The sequence below is a fragment of the Brevibacillus sp. Leaf182 genome (assembly GCF_001423865.2).
Classification (GTDB): domain Bacteria; phylum Bacillota; class Bacilli; order Brevibacillales; family Brevibacillaceae; genus Brevibacillus; species Brevibacillus brevis_C.
Window position 1 is genome coordinate 47,545 of sequence record NZ_LMPN02000007.1, and the last position, 18,487, is coordinate 66,031.

General features: G+C 45.8%; 26 protein-coding genes. 21 read left to right on the forward strand and 5 right to left on the reverse strand.

Annotated elements, in window-relative coordinates; all coding sequences use genetic code 11:
- Window positions 1-18 precede the first annotated feature (18 nt).
- From rplO to rpsI, 16 genes are all read left to right on the forward strand, one after another.
- The gene (gene rplO, locus ASG16_RS00340; RefSeq protein ID WP_007716272.1) at window positions 19-459 is read left to right on the forward strand and encodes a 50S ribosomal protein L15; all 441 of its coding nucleotides are present in this window, start codon (window positions 19-21) and stop codon (window positions 457-459) included.
- Window positions 459-1,754 carry a preprotein translocase subunit SecY gene (secY, locus tag ASG16_RS00345; protein WP_056493521.1) on the forward strand — a complete coding sequence of 432 codons (1,296 nt, stop codon included), beginning with the start codon at window positions 459-461 and terminating at the stop codon, window positions 1,752-1,754. Before rplO ends, secY begins: the two co-directional genes overlap by 1 nt.
- Window positions 1,755-1,814: 60 nt before the next feature.
- Window positions 1,815-2,459 carry an adenylate kinase gene (locus ASG16_RS00350; RefSeq protein ID WP_048035662.1) on the forward strand — a complete coding sequence of 215 codons (645 nt, stop codon included), beginning with the start codon at window positions 1,815-1,817 and terminating at the stop codon, window positions 2,457-2,459.
- A gap of 6 nt (window positions 2,460-2,465) precedes the next feature.
- A complete protein-coding gene (gene map / locus ASG16_RS00355; RefSeq protein ID WP_048035663.1) occupies window positions 2,466-3,212 on the forward strand; it encodes a type I methionyl aminopeptidase in 747 nt (248 codons plus the stop codon).
- A gap of 118 nt (window positions 3,213-3,330) precedes the next feature.
- On the forward strand, window positions 3,331-3,549 hold the full coding sequence (gene infA, locus ASG16_RS00360) for a translation initiation factor IF-1 (protein ID WP_003333772.1): 219 nt from the start codon (window positions 3,331-3,333) through the stop codon (window positions 3,547-3,549).
- A gap of 34 nt (window positions 3,550-3,583) precedes the next feature.
- On the forward strand, window positions 3,584-3,697 hold the full coding sequence (gene rpmJ / locus ASG16_RS00365; RefSeq protein ID WP_003333770.1) for a 50S ribosomal protein L36: 114 nt from the start codon (window positions 3,584-3,586) through the stop codon (window positions 3,695-3,697).
- A 21-nt stretch (window positions 3,698-3,718) separates the two neighbouring features.
- A complete protein-coding gene (gene rpsM / locus ASG16_RS00370; RefSeq protein ID WP_012683999.1) occupies window positions 3,719-4,087 on the forward strand; it encodes a 30S ribosomal protein S13 in 369 nt (122 codons plus the stop codon).
- Window positions 4,088-4,103: 16 nt separating this feature from the next.
- Entirely contained in the window at window positions 4,104-4,505 is a 402-nt protein-coding gene (gene rpsK, locus ASG16_RS00375; protein ID WP_005828803.1) for a 30S ribosomal protein S11, read from the forward strand.
- Window positions 4,506-4,661: 156 nt separating this feature from the next.
- Complete coding sequence (locus tag ASG16_RS00380; RefSeq protein WP_005828801.1) at window positions 4,662-5,606, forward strand: DNA-directed RNA polymerase subunit alpha; 945 nt, start codon at window positions 4,662-4,664, stop codon at window positions 5,604-5,606.
- 56 nt (window positions 5,607-5,662) lie between these two features.
- The gene (gene rplQ / locus ASG16_RS00385; protein ID WP_012684000.1) at window positions 5,663-6,022 is read left to right on the forward strand and encodes a 50S ribosomal protein L17; all 360 of its coding nucleotides are present in this window, start codon (window positions 5,663-5,665) and stop codon (window positions 6,020-6,022) included.
- Window positions 6,023-6,190: 168 nt separating this feature from the next.
- Window positions 6,191-7,042, forward strand: a complete 852-nt coding sequence (locus ASG16_RS00390; RefSeq protein WP_056493524.1) for an energy-coupling factor transporter ATPase — start codon at window positions 6,191-6,193, stop codon at window positions 7,040-7,042.
- Window positions 7,018-7,890: an energy-coupling factor transporter ATPase gene (locus ASG16_RS00395; protein WP_056493554.1), complete on the forward strand. Its 873-nt coding sequence runs from the start codon at window positions 7,018-7,020 to the stop codon at window positions 7,888-7,890. Before ASG16_RS00390 ends, ASG16_RS00395 begins: the two co-directional genes overlap by 25 nt.
- A gap of 2 nt (window positions 7,891-7,892) precedes the next feature.
- Window positions 7,893-8,690, forward strand: coding sequence for an energy-coupling factor transporter transmembrane component T family protein (locus tag ASG16_RS00400; protein ID WP_056493527.1), 798 nt, complete (start codon window positions 7,893-7,895; stop codon window positions 8,688-8,690).
- Window positions 8,687-9,421 (forward strand): tRNA pseudouridine(38-40) synthase TruA, encoded by a 735-nt coding sequence (gene truA / locus ASG16_RS00405; protein WP_056493529.1) that lies wholly within the window; start codon window positions 8,687-8,689, stop codon window positions 9,419-9,421. The genes ASG16_RS00400 and truA overlap by 4 nt, the downstream gene beginning before the upstream one ends.
- A 254-nt stretch (window positions 9,422-9,675) precedes the next feature.
- The gene (rplM, locus tag ASG16_RS00410) at window positions 9,676-10,113 is read left to right on the forward strand and encodes a 50S ribosomal protein L13 (protein ID WP_012684005.1); all 438 of its coding nucleotides are present in this window, start codon (window positions 9,676-9,678) and stop codon (window positions 10,111-10,113) included.
- 20 nt (window positions 10,114-10,133) lie between these two features.
- Window positions 10,134-10,526 (forward strand): 30S ribosomal protein S9, encoded by a 393-nt coding sequence (gene rpsI, locus ASG16_RS00415; protein WP_005828788.1) that lies wholly within the window; start codon window positions 10,134-10,136, stop codon window positions 10,524-10,526.
- Between the two features lie 347 nt (window positions 10,527-10,873).
- On the opposite strand, the gene ASG16_RS00420 is transcribed toward rpsI, so the two are convergent.
- From ASG16_RS00420 to ASG16_RS00430, 3 genes are all read right to left on the reverse strand, one after another.
- Window positions 10,874-11,317: a hypothetical protein gene (locus tag ASG16_RS00420; protein ID WP_056493532.1), complete on the reverse strand. Its 444-nt coding sequence runs from the start codon at window positions 11,315-11,317 to the stop codon at window positions 10,874-10,876.
- A 40-nt stretch (window positions 11,318-11,357) separates the two neighbouring features.
- Window positions 11,358-11,990, reverse strand: a complete 633-nt coding sequence (locus ASG16_RS00425; protein ID WP_056493537.1) for a hypothetical protein — start codon at window positions 11,988-11,990, stop codon at window positions 11,358-11,360.
- A 355-nt stretch (window positions 11,991-12,345) separates the two neighbouring features.
- Window positions 12,346-12,903 (reverse strand): MerR family transcriptional regulator, encoded by a 558-nt coding sequence (locus ASG16_RS00430; RefSeq protein WP_056493539.1) that lies wholly within the window; start codon window positions 12,901-12,903, stop codon window positions 12,346-12,348.
- Window positions 12,904-13,049: 146 nt separating this feature from the next.
- On the opposite strand from ASG16_RS00430, the gene cwlD reads away from it, so the two are divergent.
- Both cwlD and salA read left to right on the forward strand, forming a co-directional pair.
- Entirely contained in the window at window positions 13,050-13,766 is a 717-nt protein-coding gene (gene cwlD, locus ASG16_RS00435) for an N-acetylmuramoyl-L-alanine amidase CwlD (protein ID WP_137031380.1), read from the forward strand.
- 111 nt (window positions 13,767-13,877) lie between these two features.
- Window positions 13,878-14,990, forward strand: a complete 1,113-nt coding sequence (gene salA / locus ASG16_RS00440; RefSeq protein ID WP_056493542.1) for an iron-sulfur carrier protein/transcriptional regulator SalA — start codon at window positions 13,878-13,880, stop codon at window positions 14,988-14,990.
- Window positions 14,991-15,042: 52 nt separating this feature from the next.
- Here the strand turns inward: salA and gerD are convergent, their stop codons facing one another.
- Window positions 15,043-15,696, reverse strand: coding sequence for a spore germination lipoprotein GerD (gerD, locus tag ASG16_RS00445; protein ID WP_056493545.1), 654 nt, complete (start codon window positions 15,694-15,696; stop codon window positions 15,043-15,045).
- Window positions 15,697-15,821: 125 nt separating this feature from the next.
- Here gerD and ASG16_RS00450 point away from each other — a divergent pair, with 125 nt between their 5' ends.
- The gene (locus tag ASG16_RS00450) at window positions 15,822-16,409 is read left to right on the forward strand and encodes a KinB-signaling pathway activation protein (RefSeq protein WP_048035669.1); all 588 of its coding nucleotides are present in this window, start codon (window positions 15,822-15,824) and stop codon (window positions 16,407-16,409) included.
- 26 nt (window positions 16,410-16,435) lie between these two features.
- On the opposite strand, the gene pdaB is transcribed toward ASG16_RS00450, so the two are convergent.
- Window positions 16,436-17,206: a polysaccharide deacetylase family sporulation protein PdaB gene (gene pdaB / locus ASG16_RS00455; protein WP_056493548.1), complete on the reverse strand. Its 771-nt coding sequence runs from the start codon at window positions 17,204-17,206 to the stop codon at window positions 16,436-16,438.
- A gap of 125 nt (window positions 17,207-17,331) precedes the next feature.
- Here pdaB and ASG16_RS00460 point away from each other — a divergent pair, with 125 nt between their 5' ends.
- On the forward strand, window positions 17,332-17,985 hold the full coding sequence (locus ASG16_RS00460; RefSeq protein ID WP_056493551.1) for a stage II sporulation protein M: 654 nt from the start codon (window positions 17,332-17,334) through the stop codon (window positions 17,983-17,985).
- A gap of 115 nt (window positions 17,986-18,100) precedes the next feature.
- On the forward strand, window positions 18,101-18,334 hold the full coding sequence (locus ASG16_RS00465) for a hypothetical protein (RefSeq protein ID WP_007716307.1): 234 nt from the start codon (window positions 18,101-18,103) through the stop codon (window positions 18,332-18,334).
- Window positions 18,335-18,487: the final 153 nt, after the last annotated feature.

The window sequence follows — 18,487 nt, forward strand, 5'->3', positions numbered from 1 at the left end:
AGTTAGGAGGTGCAACGTATGAAATTGCATGAACTGCAACCTGCAGAAGGATCCCGTCACACTCGTAAGCGCATCGGTCGCGGTATTGGTAGCGGTACTGGCAAAACTGCTGGTAAAGGTCACAAAGGTCAAAACGCTCGTTCCGGCGGAGGTGTTCGCCCAGGATTCGAGGGTGGTCAAAACCCATTGTACCGTCGTCTGCCTAAGCGTGGTTTCACTAACATCAGCCGCAAAGAATTTGCGATTGTTAGCTTGGACGCGCTGAACCGTTTCGAAGAGGGCACTGTAGTAACACCTGAGCTGTTGAAAGAAACTGGTGTTATCAGCGCGCTGCGCGACGGTGTTAAGGTTCTTGCTAACGGTGAACTGACTGTGAAGCTGACTGTAAAAGCTCACAAGTTCTCCGGAGCAGCTGCTGAGAAGATCGCTCAAGTCGGTGGAACAACCGAGGTGATCTAATGTTAGCGTCCTTAACTAACATTTTTAAAATTAGCGACCTTCGTCGCAAGATCCTTTTTACGCTCATGATGCTGGTTGTTTTCCGTATCGGAAGCTATGTGCCAGTTCCTAACGTAAATGTCGAGTTGTTTCAGCAGAATACAAACCAACTATTGGGCTTGTTGAACACCTTCTCTGGTGGAGCACTGCATAACTTCTCGATTTTTGCCATGGGTATCATGCCGTACATTACGGCATCGATTATCATGCAGCTGATGTCCATGGATGTTGTGCCTAAGCTTACGCAATGGGCTCGTGAAGGGGAAGTTGGTCGTCGCAAGATTGCCACCGTTACCCGTTACGCTACAATTATCCTTGGTTTGATTCAGTCTGTAGGGATGACGATTGGATTCAACAATATGGCGCCTGGTTTGCTAAACGACACGTCGGTTAGCAGCTATGCACTCATTGCGTTGACTTTGACAGCTGGGACCGCATTCATGATGTGGATGGGGGAACAGATTACAGAGAAGGGTATCGGTAACGGGATTTCGATCCTGATCGTTGCCGGGATCGTTGCTGGACTGCCTAATGCAGCTACGACGATCTACTCCACGATGTTCGGTGATCCATCTGTAAATATCTTTTTCAGCATCGTCAAAGTTCTGCTTATCCTATTGGTGGTCCTCGCCATTATTGTCGGGGTTATCTTTATGCAGCAAGGTCTTCGTAAGATTCCAGTGCAATATGCGAAACGAGTGGTTGGACGCAAAATGTACGGTGGTCAATCTACCCACATTCCGCTGAAAATCAACTCTGCTGGTGTTATTCCTGTTATCTTTGCGGTATCGCTGGTAATGTTCCCGTCAACGATTGCTCAGTTCTGGGTGGATGCATCTGGACAAGGATTTGCTAACTGGATTTATCAGAACTTCCAAGTCAACAAACCATTAGGAATGACGCTTTACGCTATCTTGATTCTCGGATTCACCTACTTCTATACATTCGTACAGATCAACCCTGTACAAATGGCAGAAAACATGAGAAAAAATGGCGGTTACATTCCTGGTATCCGACCTGGTAAAAACACTGAGGTTTTCATTACTCGTACTTTAAACCGGTTAACATTGGCGGGCGCTTTGTTCTTGATGCTTATTGCGATTTTGCCATTCTTCTTCGGTAGTATTGCAAACTTGCCGCAATCCATTTACATCGGTGGTACATCACTGTTGATCGTGGTTGGGGTATGCTTGGATACGATGAAGCAGATTGAAAGCCAGATGATCAAACGCCACTACCAAGGGTTTATCAAGTAATGACTTGGATGTTTACAGAAAAGCTTCTGTAGCTTTTTTGATGGGACGGAGGGAATGGACGTGAATATAATTCTGATGGGACTGCCTGGAGCCGGTAAAGGGACACAGGCAGAACGTATCGTAAAAGAGTTTGACATCCCGCACATTTCGACTGGCGACATGTTCCGAGCTGCGGTCAAAAACGAAACGCCGCTCGGACTAGAGGCTAAATCCTATATGGATAAAGGTCATCTCGTCCCAGACGAGGTCGTCATTGGTATTGTGCGGGAGCGCCTTTCGATGGATGACTGCGCAAAGGGATTCCTCTTAGATGGTTTTCCGCGCACAGTTCCTCAGGCGGAAGCGTTGACAGCTACAGTAAAAGAGCTGGGACGCGAAATTGACCATGTAATTAACATCAACGTTCAACGCGAGCAATTGATTGAACGTCTGACCGGTCGCTGGATCTGCCCTGTTTGCGGTGCTAGCTATCACACGATGTTCAATCCTCCAAAAGAGGCTGGCGTATGTGATAAAGATGGTGGTAAGCTGTATCAGCGTGATGACGACAAGATCGAAGTGGTAACACAACGCCTTGACGTAAATATCGCTCAAACACAGCCACTTATCGACTACTACTCCGCACAGGAACTTCTGCGAGATATCGATGGAGAACAAGATATCCAGGTAGTGTTTGCGGAAATTAAGTCTTTGTTGCGAGGGTAATTGCGAATGATTATCCTAAAGTCGAAAGCAGAACTTGAGGTTATGCGCGAAGCTGGTCGTATCGTCGCACTCACCCATCAAGAACTGGCCAAGGCGATCAAGCCTGGTGTCACGACGAAGCAGCTAGACGAAATTGCCGAGACCTTTATTCGAAGCATGGGAGCAATTCCATCGTTTAAAGGCTATGGTGGCTTTTCAGGAAGTATCTGTGCTTCAGTCAATGAAGAACTCGTACACGGGATCCCAGGTAAACGGGCGTTGCAAGAAGGAGACATTATCAGTATCGACATTGGTGCCCAGTTTCAGGGTTACCATGGCGACTCCGCTTGGACGTATCCGGTCGGTCAGATTTCAACAGAAAACCAGAAGCTGCTCAGAGTAACGGAAGAGTCGTTGTACAAAGGGCTTGAAAAAGCTGTTCCGGGTGGACGCTTATCCGATATCTCTCATGCGATTCAGGTTCATGCAGAAGCTGCCGGCTTCACACTCGTTCGCGAGTATGTGGGGCATGGGATCGGGCAAAACTTGCACGAAGATCCGCAGGTTCCTAACTACGGACCTCCTGATCGAGGACCGCGGTTAAAACCAGGCATGGTGTTGGCAATTGAGCCAATGGTAAATGCCGGCGAACGTTATGTCCGCACATTGGAGGACAATTGGACGGTAGTAACAGTGGATCGGAAAACTTGTGCTCATTTTGAACACACCATCGCGATTACGGAAGATGGCTATGAGATTTTTACACGGACATAAAAACGGTAGTTCCGAACGGTTCGGGATTGTCGTCCAACGTGTCGACGATAAGTTCGTTGTGTGATCATTTCGCAAAACTCATGGTCCGACTGAAGAGCAGAAGAAAGGAGAGTTTACCATGGCAAAAGATGATGTAATTGAGGTGGAAGGTACGGTAATCGAACCTTTGCCAAATGCTATGTTTCGAGTAGAATTAGAGAATGGACATAAAGTCCTTGCTCACGTCTCAGGAAAAATCCGCATGCACTTTATCCGTATCCTGCCGGGGGATAAAGTAACTGTTGAACTGTCGCCGTACGACTTAACCCGCGGACGTATTACGTACCGCTATAAATAGTAAGCAAAACCCCTAGAAAAGGGAGGCAAGAACCATGAAAGTGAGACCTTCGGTTAAACCGATCTGCGAGAAATGCAAGGTTATCCGTCGCAAAGGTAACGTAATGGTTATTTGTGAAAATCCGAAGCATAAGCAAAAACAAGGGTAAACAAGGAGGTGCTTTTGACACATGGCACGTATTGCAGGCGTAGACTTGCCGCGCGAAAAACGCGTTGAAGTTGCTCTTACCTACATTTTTGGTATTGGCCGCCCCACGTCTCAAAAAATTCTGTCCGCTACTGGCGTAGACATGAACACTCGTGTTCGCGATCTGACAGAAGATGAAGTGAACAAACTTCGTGAGTACATTGACAAAACTGTGAAGGTGGAAGGTGACCTCCGTCGTGAGATCTCCCTCAACATCAAGCGTCTGATGGAAATCGGTTGCTTCCGTGGCATCCGTCATCGTCGTGGACTTCCAGTTCGCGGTCAACGTTCTAAAACAAATGCTCGTACGCGTAAAGGTCCACGCCGTACAGTAGCAAACAAGAAGAAGTAAAGGAGGGTAATCTGACATGGCGAAAAGAAAACAAGCTACAGCAACTCGTACCCGTCGTCGTGACCGTAAGAATGTTGAAGTCGGCGTAGCACACATCCGCTCAACTTTCAACAATACGATTGTCACTATCACGGATCCACACGGTAACGCGATCTCTTGGTCCAGTGCTGGTTCCCTCGGCTTCAAAGGCTCCCGTAAAAGCACTCCATTTGCTGCGCAAATGGCTGCTGAAGCGGCTGCACGCGTTGCTATGGAACACGGTATGCGTTCCCTTGAAGTATCGGTTAAAGGCCCAGGTGCTGGTCGTGAAGCTGCGATCCGTTCCCTGCAAGCAACTGGTCTTGAAGTGAACATGATTAAAGACGTGACGCCAATTCCGCACAACGGTTGCCGTCCACCAAAACGTCGCCGCGTGTAACTGGTTTATATCGTTCAGAACATGTCCATACTAGAATGGTAAATTCTGATTTATAGCTTGTCATGCACGCAAACGGTAAACCGCCGGGGAAATTCCTGAGTGGGCACGTATGCGGCCCACCCAAGGATTTCGACGTTTTGAAGGAGGGTTTGTTTAATGATAGAAATAGAAAAACCAAAAATCGAGGTTGTGGAAGTTAGCGACGACAACTCGTATGGAAAGTTTGTTGTAGAACCTCTAGAGCGCGGATACGGAACTACCCTTGGCAACTCGCTGAGACGAATTCTTCTTTCGTCCTTGCCAGGCGCGGCAGTTCGTACTGTTCAAATCGATGGGGTTCTTCACGAATTCTCTACGGTTGAAGGCGTCGTTGAAGATGTAACCGAGATCATCCTGAACATCAAAGGCTTGGCGCTGAAGATCCATTCCGATGAAGAAAAAGTAATCGAGATCGATGCAGAAGGCGAAGGCGTTGTCAAAGCGGGAGATATCCGTGCTGACAGTGATGTGGAGGTCTTAAACCCTGATCTTCATATTGCAACGTTGGCCAATGGCGGTCGTCTGCATATCCGCATGACAGCTGGACGTGGTCGTGGTTATGTTCAATCTGACGGAAACAAATCTGAGGATCTGCCTATTGGTGTGATTCCGATTGATTCGATCTACACGCCGATCAAGCGCGTTAACTATCAAGTGGAAAATACCCGTGTAGGGCAAATGACCAACTATGACAAGTTAACACTTGAGGTTTGGACTAACGGTAGCATCAGTCCGGAAGAAGCCGTGAGTCTCGGCGCAAAAATCATGACGGAGCACCTGAACCTGTTCGTCGGTTTGACTGACGAGGCGAAGGATGCAGAAATCATGGTAGAGAAGGAAGAGGACAAGAAAGAGAAAGTCTTGGAGATGACTATCGAAGAGCTCGATCTTTCCGTTCGTTCCTACAACTGCTTGAAGCGTGCCGGTATTAATACCGTGCAAGAGCTGACGCAGAAGACCGAAGAGGACATGATGAAAGTACGCAATCTGGGGCGCAAATCTCTTGAAGAAGTTCAAGAAAAGTTAGCTGAACTGGGCTTGTCCCTGCGCAGTGACGATTAGAATAGCAAACCAAGAGGCAAACTTTTGTTCTCTCGATTAAGAGGGAGGTAAACCACATGGCACAACGTAAATTGGGTCGTCGTAGCTCAGCTCGCAAAGCGCTGTTCCGCGACTTGGTAACAGACCTGATCATCAACGAGCGCATCGAAACTACAGAGATGAAGGCGAAAGAACTGCGCCCAATCGCTGAGAAAATGATCACGCTCGCGAAACGTGGCGATCTGCATGCTCGCCGTCAAGTTGCTGCTTTCGTTCGCAAAGAAGTTGCGAATGCTGAAGGCCGCGATGCTGTTCAAAAACTGTTCGATGAAATCGCTCCTCGCTTCAAAGAGCGCAACGGTGGATACACTCGTATCCTGAAAGCCGGCCCTCGCCGTGGCGACGCTGCTCCAATGGCGTACATCGAATTCGTTTAATACATGTAAACTGGTCGTTTACTCAGGTTTTAAGCCTGGTAGATTACCGCGAAAAGGGTGGGGGCAGATCTGGTCATAGGCTGGACTCTGATTCAACCCTTTTTTCCTTTCTCATCGAAATCCTGCTAGTCAGTTCCCTGTGAAGGCTGGGGAGGTTGTGAATGCCTCATGAATGAAGATAACCTGCTGGCATTGCGAGATGTTTCTTATACCTACGATGGTGAGGATGGCCAACGGGTTCCGGTATTACAAGGTGTTGACCTTACCATTCAAAAAGGTTCCTTTGTATCCGTACTGGGTCACAACGGTTCCGGCAAATCAACGATGGCAAAGCTGATGAATGCTCTGTTGCTTCCAGAAGGCGGTACAGTACTTATCAGTGGAATGGATACGAAAGATGGGGAGCAGCTTTGGGAAATCCGACGACATGTTGGCATGGTCTTTCAGAACCCGGACAATCAGATTGTTGGGGCTACAGTGGAAGATGATGTCGCCTTTGGCCTAGAAAACATGGGTGTGGACCCCAAAGAGATGCGAGAACGCATTGATGAGGCGCTCGTTTCTGTAGGGATGGAGTCTTATTTACAGGCACAACCACATCGTCTGTCTGGGGGTCAAAAGCAACGTGTGGCGATCGCAGGGATTATGGCGATGCGTCCTTCTGTCATCATCTTGGATGAAGCGACAGCGATGCTTGATCCACAAGGGAGAATGGAAGTGCTGAATCTGGCTCGTCAACTGAACCGTGACGAGGGACTCACGATCATTAACATTACCCACTTTCCGGAAGAAGCCATCTATTCAGATAAGGTCATCGTTATGAATGCGGGTGAGGTCCTGATGGAAGGTAATCCAACTGAAGTGTTTAATGAGGTAGATCGATTGAAACAGGTGGGACTTGATGTGCCATTTGCCGTTCGACTGCGACACGCACTTCATTCCAAAGGGATTGATTTACCGTTTGTCCTGCATCAAGAGGAGCTGGTGGAGCACGTATGCAAATTACTTTTGACCAAGTAAGCCATATCTACGCAAAGGGAACACCGTTCGAACGAGTTGCCTTACACAATATTTCGCTGACGATTCCATCCGGTTCGTTTGTCGGAATTATTGGCCACACGGGCTCAGGTAAGTCAACGCTGATTCAGCACTTGAACGGTTTGCTGATGCCTAGTTCAGGGCAGATTACCCTGGGTGATGCGGTCATTACTCCAAAGCGGCGATTACCACATGCTCAAAGGCGCGATATTGGGCTCGTCTTTCAATATCCTGAACATCAGTTGTTTGAAGAAACGGTTGCGAAGGATGTTGCTTTTGGACCGCTCAATTTTGACTTGCCAACGGAAATGGTGGAAGCCCGCGTAAAGGAGTCCCTTGAAATTGTTGGCCTAGATTATGCCACGATCAAGGATCGCTCGCCGTTTCATTTGAGTGGCGGGCAAATGCGACGTGTTGCTTTGGCTGGTGTTCTTGCCATGCAGCCGAAGGTTCTGGTATTGGATGAACCAACTGCGGGCCTTGATCCTGCTGGACGAGTAACGATTCTGGAAGGGATCTACCGGATTCATCGGGAACAAAACCTCACGACACTATTGGTTACGCACAGCATGGAGGAGGCAGCCCGCTATGCAGACTATTTGCTTGTGATGGCACAAGGCCAAGTAGCTTTGCAGGGGAAGCCTGAAGAAGTATTCATGCATGTGGACCGTCTCCGAGAGCTGTCTTTGGATGTACCGGAAACGGTGGCTCTTGTATCGCAAATGAATCAAATGCTGCCGGACAAGGCTAGTCTGCCGAGCTCCCTTTATCGGGAGGAAGAGCTGATTGCCCATCTGCTGGAACGACTGTCCGTACCAAAGGAGGGCTAGGCATGCTGCAGAATATCGCAATTGGTCAATACGTACCAGGGCAATCTTTTTTACATCGTGCAGATCCGCGAAGCAAGCTTCTCTTCATCATCCTTTTTGCTACCTTGATTTTTCTGGCTAACAATACGGTAACCTACGCCATACTCATTGGTTTTACCTTGTATGCTGCACTTCTTTCTAGGCTTTCATTGTCCTATATATTAAAAAGCTTAAAGCCAGTCTGGATCCTGATTTTATTTACCGTCGTCTTGCATATTTTTATTACGAAAGGCGGAACGGTCTACTTTCAGTGGGGATGGTTTACAGTAGAAGAACAGGGAGTTCGCCAGGCGATCTTCATTTCTTTGCGCTTGGGACTTTTGATTCTCATTAGTTCCTTGCTAACACTGACCACCTCTTCAATCGATTTGACGGAGGGTTTGGAGCGTTTACTAGGACCACTAGGGAAGATCGGCATACCGGTTCATGATATAGCCCTGATGATGTCAATTGCACTCCGGTTCATTCCGACCCTGATGGAAGAAACGGATAAGATCATCAAGGCGCAGACCGCCAGAGGAGCCAATTTCACCAGTGGTAGTCTCGTACGCAGAGCCAGGAATCTGATTCCGATCGCTATCCCATTGTTCGTTAGTGCGTTTCGGCGTGCTGAAGAGCTGGCTTTGGCGATGGAAGCTCGTGGCTATCGCGGGGGAGTGGGTAGAACGCGACTGAATAAGCTGACGTTTACTTGGCGTGATGGAATCGTAGGTGTTGTGAGTGTGATCTTGGTAATCGTGATTGGATGGTGGCGTACATGAAGCGGCTGCGATGTGTATTAGCATATGACGGAACTGACTTCAGCGGTTTTCAGGTACAGCCAGATCAAGTAACGGTCCAGGGTGAAATTGAAGCCGCATTGAATCGGGTTACTGGAGAGGATATTCAAGTCTTCGGGTCAGGCCGGACAGATGCGGGCGTTCATGCACGCGGTCAAGTGATTCACTTTGACACGTCGAGTAACATTCCGATGGATAAATGGCGGTTTGTGTTGAACAATCAGTTGCCTGATTCTATTGTCATTCGGACAGTCGAAGAGGTCGATGCCTCTTTTCATGCGCGTTTTGACGTGCAAGTAAAAGAATATCGATATTGCATCGACAACAATCCAGTGGCAGATGTATTTCGACATCGTTACGCCGACCATGTCCGGTTTCCGTTAGATGTGGACGCGATGCAGCAGGCTGCTCATTATTTGGTGGGTGAACATGATTTTACTTCCTTTTGCTCGGCAAAAACATTCGTCGAGGACAAGGTTCGGACTGTGTACGGGCTCACCGTGGAAAAAATCGGAGACGAGGTATGGGTGACATGCCGAGGCAATGGTTTTTTGTACAACATGGTTCGAATTATTGTGGGGACTTTGGTTGAAGTAGGGCAAGGAAAAAGAAGTCCTACTGAACTGAGGGAAATCCTTGCCGCATGTGATCGGGAAAAGGCAGGTAAGACAGCACCAGCCAAGGGTCTGACCATGTGGGAAGTTGTCTACTAGTTCTCTGATTTCCAACTATTAGACGAACGAGCAGCACTTGACTAAGGGGCGTCTATGTAGTACGATATTCCTTGGTATTTTAACCCCGCCTAGCCCCACTCTAGCCCCGGGATTGAAAGACAAGATCGTGAATACATGGAACACCTGGAAGAGTTGCTCACCCGTAACAGCAATTATCTTCCATTGCAAGTTTCGGTTGTTTTGGTTATAAGTAGATGGATATGTGTTAGGTAAGATATTTAGGAGGGACAAAAATGCGTACCACATATATGGCGAAACCGCTCGAAGTTGAGCGCAAATGGTACATCGTTGACGCTGAAGGCCAAACGCTGGGTCGTCTGGCGAGCGAAGTAGCTTCTATCCTGCGCGGAAAATTGAAACCAGAATTCACTCCTCACGTTGACGCTGGCGATTTCGTAATCGTAATCAACGCTGACAAAGTGAAATTGACTGGTAACAAACTGAATGACAAAATTTACTACACTCACTCCCTGTATCCAGGTGGTTTGAAAAAGACCACTGCTGGCGCAATGCTGAACAAGCGCCCAGATCGTATGTTCGAACTGGCGGTAAAAGGCATGCTGCCTAAAAACAGCCTGGGACGTCAAATGTTCACCAAGCTGAAAGTATACGCTGGAACTGAGCATCCACACGCAGCACAAAAACCAGAAGTTTGGCAAATTCGCGGTTAAGGTAAAGGGAGGAAATATACGTGGCACAAGTACAATACTACGGTACAGGTCGTCGTAAGCACTCCGTAGCACGCGTTCGCCTGGTTCCAGGTGAAGGTCGCATCGTGATCAACAAGCGTGAAATGGATACTTACTTTGGTTTGGAAACACTGAAATTGATCGTAAAACAACCACTCGTTCTGACTGAAACTCTTGGTCGTTACGATGTATTGGTTAACGTAAACGGCGGCGGAACCACTGGTCAAGCTGGTGCAATCCGTCACGGCGTTGCTCGCGCTCTGCTGAAAGCAGATCCGGAACTGCGTGGCGCTCTGAAACGCGCTGGCTTCCTGACTCGCGATCCTCGTATGAAAGAGCGTAAGAAATACGGCTTGAAAGCAGCTCGTCGCGCACCTCAGTTCTCCAAGCGCTAAGAAGCTTTCTATTATCAAGAAATATCGCCTCTGTCCTCCAATGGTCGGGGCGATATTTTTTTACCCAGTAGCCCGTGACCATATTTTGACCATATTTGTATATCTTTTGAGTGAATGATAGATGGTGTGAAGATGAAAATGATTGCTCGACACATAGGGGTATCACGTTCTCTATTTGTATGAGATTAAACGATCACTTATTAAGAAAATGGCAGAGGTTATGTTTGGGGATTCCAATATTGATTAAGATTAACTCTTAGATAAAGAACTTAATGTGTGAAAAAAGCCGGGATCACCTTGAGTTGGTGATCGCCGGCTTATATATGTTGGGAGGATATCTATATCTATTACTCGGATGGTTCAATGTCTTCGGAAGGTAACAATCCTTTTTGTTCCATCGTGTGAATCATATCATCTGAAAACCAGCAAAGACACACTGTAAAGTCTTCTACTCTAATCAGGACTCTGTTTTGATTATCGTGAAATTGAAAGCTCCACAATTGAGGCATATATCCCTGAAAGGCATCATCTTGAAAACGGAGAAATATTTTGCGAGCATCATCATTCATTACTCCGTGAATTTCTATAGAGTTTTTCATCCCATCCCAGTCGTTAATGGTAATTCCATTTAATTGAACAAAATCATCTTTACCTTGATTTAACGGTCCAGGAATACTATTAATTGATCCAGGAAAAAAGACTTTATATTCAGTTGTGTTTTCCAACATTAGCATAAAAGTTTCTTTCCATTTACTAAACCTATTGATGTTAGAAATAATAAAATGTCCCAATTAGACCACCTACTCCAATTAGTTTAGGAAAAATTGATGATCACTCCTGAATAAGTGGATCATCCACTCGGAGAGGATCTAGTTGATCTAACCCTAAGTCATTGTATAGGTTTGTATCAATTCCGGTCTCATTCATGATTTCAGTTGGATCAATAGTTTCCTCAGTCCCGCTACGTAAAATAGGGGCGTTTGATTTAAGTAAGCTTACCGTTGCAATAAAGGCTACAACCATGCCGAGTAATGCAGCTTTTCGTATTTCAATTTCATTATCAACATGTTGCTTCATCTTACGTGCAGCTTTTTTAACTGCGGCCTTCCATGAATCGGAACAAATATCTAATAGTTCCTTTTTGCTGACACTTTCATAAATATAAAGGCAAGCAGATGAGTTTTTAGTTTGATACCTAGTAATGTGATAGTTAGCATAGTCTATATTATGTCTTCCGCGACGATCTTTTTCATAAATATATAAGTTTACGTGATCGGGTTGCATTCCTTTAAACTTAGGACCAGCATAACCCTTATGGACATCAGATATAACTACTTTGAAATCTCCGATAGTTCGTTGCCAAACAACGCCTTCAGCATTTGCTTGGATGCCTAAAGAATATGAAAAAACAGAAATAATCAGAAGTATCAAAGCAAACCTTCTCCATGTATTAAAGAATTTCATTCCATCTTAAACCTCCTTTTTTACAAATTCTAGGTATATGTTTAACTATTGTCAATATATGTATATTTGTCTATGTTTTTATTCAATAGACAAAAAAGACAGTTTGAACAGATTAGACAGATTTCCTATGGCTTAATCAATTGTTTTACAATGAAGTGAACATACGATGAAAAAGCCGCTCGGGTATATGGTCAAGACCCCATATAGTGGAGATTAAGCATGCGAGGATGATTTGATTCAATGTGCCATATAGCAGACAATATTCCAGCAGCTCAACATCTGCGATAACCTGAACGCCGAAATCAGCTTCTGACTTTGGGCGAAGATACGTATAGCGTTGTTAAATACATGAGTATTAGACCATATTTTTCTCCCTACTAATATTTCTGGTCTCTACTTCCCAAGCCTTCCTTGTTTGCAAATCCCCACCTGGAAAAAGCGGTTTTGCTCCCACCTTGGTCGCTATAAACATATGGGAGCGGTTCTGGCGTTCTCTCATCCACTGCCCAAGCAGCAATTCACTTTCCCCACCAACACATCCGTTATTCCAAAAGGCATAATTATTGGCGGTATCTAAAAAGTACCACCAGCATCTCGATAGTGATCCAATAATCGATAAGAAGTGTGTTGGTCGGTTTTGGAACCAAAATTTAGGCAGCCTAAAACAAGTGCACTGACTTGTAGTCCTGTCGAGCCTAACGAACCGTTGCATTTCTGCTATAGGCATTCCGGTTGTACGCAGTCTGGCGATCAGGTCGATCCATTCCAAATCATGTGCGTAGTAAGAGCGATGGCCGTTTTCTCCCCGAGGAATCGGTTCCATTAGCCCCATTTTTTCATAGTAGCGAAGAGTATGTACACTAAGTCCAGTTCTGGCTGCGGCTTGTTGAATCGTTAGTGGTTGATCGCCCATTACAAGTTCCCTCCCTCATTTTGTGTCTAGTTTACAAGTTAGAGTACACTCTAAGTCAACGGTGTAAATGAAAGTGTTAAACGGGTATATTTGTCCATGTTTGTCCATATGATGGAACGAGAATGGGACAAAGGGGACGATACACTGTGACACGAAAAGGAGTAGGCTGGATATTGGCTTTTGCGGTACTCATGCTGTTGTTCACCTACGAAGCACCTGATCGCTCTTCTTGGCAGGCATGGTCGTTGCCGTTGACGGGAACGGTCATAGCCATTGACCCTGGGCATGGGGGAATAGATGGCGGGGCCGTTTCCAAAGCCGGGGATGTGGTGGAGAAAGAAGTGACGTTGGCCATTAGCATGTACTTGCGGGATTTCCTTCAGCAGTCAGGAGCGTTTGTAGTTATGACGAGGGAGGAAGACAAGGATTTGGCGAGTCCAGATGCGGCGCAGGCACGCAAACGAAAATCTGAGGATATCCGAAACCGAGTAAGGCTGGTCAATGATAGTACACCGGATTTTTTGGTCAGTATACACGTCAATTCCATCCCTTCTCCGAAATGGTCGGGTGCACAGACTTTTTATTCCCCTAGCTTCAAAAAGAGCGCAGAAGTTTCTTATTTGATACAAGATGAAATCAAACGGGTGATCGGTCATACAGATCGGGTTCCGAGTAAGACGAATAATGTGTTCTTGATTCGGGAGGTAAACTGCCCGGCCGTTTTGGTAGAAGTAGGCTTTGTCAGCAATACGGAGGAGGCAAAGCGACTTCAGAGCGTTGAATACCAAAAGGCTATGGCAAATGCCATTTATCAGGGGATCTTACGTCAGTACTCGGGAGAAAAAGCACCAATTACACCTTAAGAGGGCGGTGGTCGTGTCCCGACCGCCCGAATATGCTATAATGAACGCGCATACGCTGTCGTTATACCAGCATGAAAATGTTTGAAAAGATCATAGATGAGGTGAACCAGAATGTTGACCAGAGAACAGGTTCTCGAAGCACTACGCGATGTAAAAGACCCTGAAATTAATCGTAGCTTGGTCGAGCTCAACATGATTCGGGATATCCATATTGAAGGCAAGACAGTAAGCCTCACCGTCGTTCTGACGATTTCGGGCTGTCCACTCAAAGCCAAAATCGAGGACGATGTCATCGCAGCTGTGAAAACGTTAGGAGCCGAAGAAGTACGCCTGCAATTCGGATCAATGACAGACGAGGAGCGTGCTGCTCTGTCTGCCCAGCTTCGCAAGAACCAAGGTGGGCAAACACATAACATGGCACCGGGACAAGCTCCCCTCTTGAACCCGATCTTGGCGAAGGATTCAAATACGACCTTTATTGCGGTCACTTCCGGAAAAGGTGGCGTCGGAAAATCGACGGTGACAGTGAACCTGGCTGTTGCGCTCGCGCGGTTAGGAAAAAAAGTGGGCATTATCGACGCAGACATTTACGGCTTTAGTGTGCCCGATATGATGAATATTGAACAACGTCCAACGGTAATTGGTGAAACCATTCTGCCTGTTGAAAAGCAAAACGTAAAGGTTATGTCCATGGGCTTTTTTGTGGAGGATAACTCTCCGATCATTTGGCGAGGCCCTATGTTGGGTAAAATGCTGCGTAACTTTTTCACGGAAGTACACTGGGGCGAAGAATTAGATTACCTCTTGTTAGACTTGCCTCCAGGAACAGGTGATATGGCCCTCGACGTGCACACCATGATTCCGCAAAGCATGGAGATTGTGGTAACGACTCCTCATGCTACTGCAGCGTTTGTAGCAGCTCGCGCAGGCGCTATGGCAAAACGGACCGGTCATGAAATCCTCGGTATTGTGGAGAACATGGCGTGGTACGAAGCAAAGGATGGTTCGAAAGAGTACGTATTCGGGCGTGGTGGAGGAGCCAAGCTTGCCGAGACATTGACATGTGAGCTGCTCGCTCAAATTCCACTGGGCCAACCAGATAATCATCCATCTGAACCTGATTATTCCCCATCGATTTATGGAGAAAAGACGGAAATTGGTCAGCTGTACATCGATATGGCCAAACGTGTCATAGAAAAATGCGGGGAAGCTGTCAAACAATAAGATCCAAGAAGATGAAAAAGGTGGGCTCTGCAATAGAGCTCACCTTTGCTTTTTAAGAGGAAGGGTTGCCGCTGCCACCACCACCGCCGCCACCGGAACCTCCACCACCTTCTTTTCCCTTTCCTTTTTTCTTCGGCTTCAGTTCCTTTGGTTTTGTCATGTCCTCGGAAACTTTGGTCATGATCTTCATGAGTTCAGCCTGGAACAAAGGACTTTGCAAGGATTCCTTCATCACTTGCATGGTTTGTTGTCGATAAGCAGAGCTTTTCATCAGGTCCATCAAATTTTTCTCAAACTCAGGGTCTTTCATTACGCTTATAAGCTCTTTTTGGTATTCAGGGTCCTTCATCAGGTCCTTCATTAGTGTTTTTTGCTCGTTTTTCATGGATTTCGCCATGGCGCTTGCAAACTTAGGGTCTTTAAACGCCTCTTTGATGTGCGTGCTATTGGGATTCGTCATGCTTTGAATCAAAGTTGTCCGTACTGTCGATTCGTCGAGCATCAGATTTTGCTTAAACTTTTCGTCCTTCATCATCTTACTTACAGATTGCTTCGCTTCGTCCGTCTGCAATATGTCCAGCACCATGTCTTTGACGTTTTTATAATCAGGCTGAGACGAACTTTGTGCTTGTCCGCTACCCCCGCAACTGGTCAGCACCAGACAGACAAGAGCGGTTAACCAAAAAGACATTGTCTTTTTTCTCATGGGGTGGACACCTCCTTCTTTACTCTGCCTACAAGTAACGTGTGCATTTTGTTTTGTTCTTACGCTAGTATTTTCTTGTATCCATTGGTACAATCATATTCGATGTGGATGGGAGGGAATACTTGGTGAGTTTGCGTAAGTATGGTTGGCTTTTTATTACCACGCTCTTGCTTGGGGGTTTAGGTGGGATCCTGGTTGCCCTTATTTTTTATTTGGACAAGCTGCTCGTAGGAAGTACGGGTAACTTTTTTGTCGGCTTGTTCATGTATCTACTGTATGGAATGACCATTAGTATTGTGGCTCAGATGGGTTTTTTTGCGTATATGACGATTAATTATTTTGCTAAAACGATATTTAAAACACCTTCCCTGTGGAAAAGTGTCCAAGTATTTCTTATTTTGTTTGTCTTTTTCGATATGATTTATCTACGCTATACGTCCTTCGGTGAAGGAAAAGGATTTGGCACGTACTTTATTGAGCCAACGCTATTATTGATTGTCGCTATTGTTACCGCATATGGAAAAGTGAGTCTGACCAATAAATCTGCATGGATACCGACGACGTTCTTTATGTTTGTCGTTACGGCTCTGGAATGGATTCCGGCATTGAAGGAAGATAATGTGCGTGCCACTCTGTCCATGCTTGTCCCACTATTGTTTTGTAACGTCTGGCAAGTCATGCAATTGCACCGTCTGGTAAAAAGAGAAAGCTGACCCAATGAAGGTCAGCTTTTTTTGTTTTAGTGAATTTCTTTGCTGTCTACACTTGTACCCGAAATGAGTTCAGATACTGTAACGAATTCATAGCCATCCTTGCGAAGTTGATCAATGATCACAGGGAGGGCAAGATGTGTATCTTTCGCAGAATCGCTCGCATGCATCAGGATAATGTCTCCTGGATGAGCTTTCGATAATACATTATTGATGATCACATCTGTTCCCGGATTGGTCCAATCTTTTGAGTCCGTATCCCACTGGATGACGGAATAACCCATGCGATTGGCGATTTCCAGCACTCGTTTGTCAAAATCACCATTTGGCATCCGAATGAGCGTAGGCTTTTTTCCAGTCATTTCGGTTAGAATGGAGTCCGCTTTAGCCATTTGGGAGCGAATTTCTTCATCGGAGTATTTGGTGTAGTTATCGTGCTTGTGACCGTGCGAACCAATTTCTAAGCCATCTTCTTTGATGCGTTTTAAGATGTCCGGATGTCGTTGACTCCAAGGGGAGGAGAGGAAAAAGGTCGCTTTGTTTACCTTTTTTTCTTTCAAGACATCCAGTATAGGTAATGCTCGTGTCTCGCCCCAGCTAATGTCAAAGGTAAGGGCGATTTTCTTTTCTTTGGTGTCGACCTTATAAATAGCTTGGGGGGCTTGCGTGCTGGCACCTTCCGCAAAGGCAGCAATTGAATCGCGTTCCGCATAACCAATACCAGCTGTGAGTACGATGGCCGCGACGATAATTAAGATTTGCTTTAATCGTTTCACGCTAATCACGTAAATGAATTTCATGGATAAGCACCTCCTTTGTCCGATAACAGTTTATGCAGGGAAGACAAGGATATTCTTTGGCCTGTTGGCTATTGTTGAGGTACAATGCATATAGTGAATGAAGAGGCAGTAAAGGGGTGTGGTGCATGGGCAATCGATTGCGGCATTTATGGCTTGATAACCGAAAATATTTCTTCGCCGCATGCTTATTGTTTTTTGGTGGTGCCTTGATTGGTTATTTTCAAGCACCGCTCGTTGAAGAGATGGTCGATCAAATGATGGGCCAATTAAAGGAAATTGCTGAACGGATAAAAGATAACGGCGGCGGACCTTTAGCAGTGTTCTGGATGATTTTTTCCAATAATGTTTTCAGTGCATTGATGATGATGGCGCTGGGCATATTGTTTGCATTCTTTCCCATAATTGGAATGCTTACAAATGGAGTGCTGCTTGGATTTATTTTTTTCAAATACAGTGCAGTGGGAGTAAGTCCATGGGTTATTTTTAGTGCAGGTATTTTGCCACATGGAATTTTTGAGCTCCCAGCTATCCTGTTTGCAGCGGGAGTGGGTATTCGTTTAGGGGTGCTGACTTTACGCTCAGTGGGAGTTCTAATCCAACCCCAAAAGCTGGCACGATTGAAAAATGACTGGTACGATACACTCAAGCAATTTCCAGTAGCGGTTCTTACTGTGGTCGTTCTGTTATTCGTCGCTGCTATTGTGGAGAGCACGATTACTCCAACTATTCTCAAGGAAACTGTGGGGCAACAACTGCAGCAAGTGAACTTACTGAAATAATTCAGATTTGCGAACAAATTGAAGCCTTCCTAAACGGAGGGCTTTTTATTTTGAATAGGGCTGAATTTTGATGGAAAGGATAGAGGAGAGACTCGTAAGGCGGAGGGCGATATCGTTGCTAGGGTTTTTGTTTAATACAAAAGAAGTACAGGAACTAGAATACTTGTTAAAACGTGAGCTGGAAGAGATGCTCCTTGATTTTAGCGATAAACGAATTGATCAACTAGTGAAGCGGGCCATGGAAGAGAGATACTCCATTATGTTTCGCATGTATGCAAGAATCGCCTCTCCCAATGAGTTATCCAAGTACGTCAGACGCAGAAAACTCGGGGAGGAGCATTATACTTAAAAACTTTTTAAAAAAACATATTGACTCAAAAATAGGTAACGTGATAGATTAATTCTTGTCCTTAAGACGCCATCACAAATAACGATGATCACTGAGGACAGGAAATTGCTCCTTGAAAACTGAACAGCGAAAGCGTTAATGAGTCTATCATTA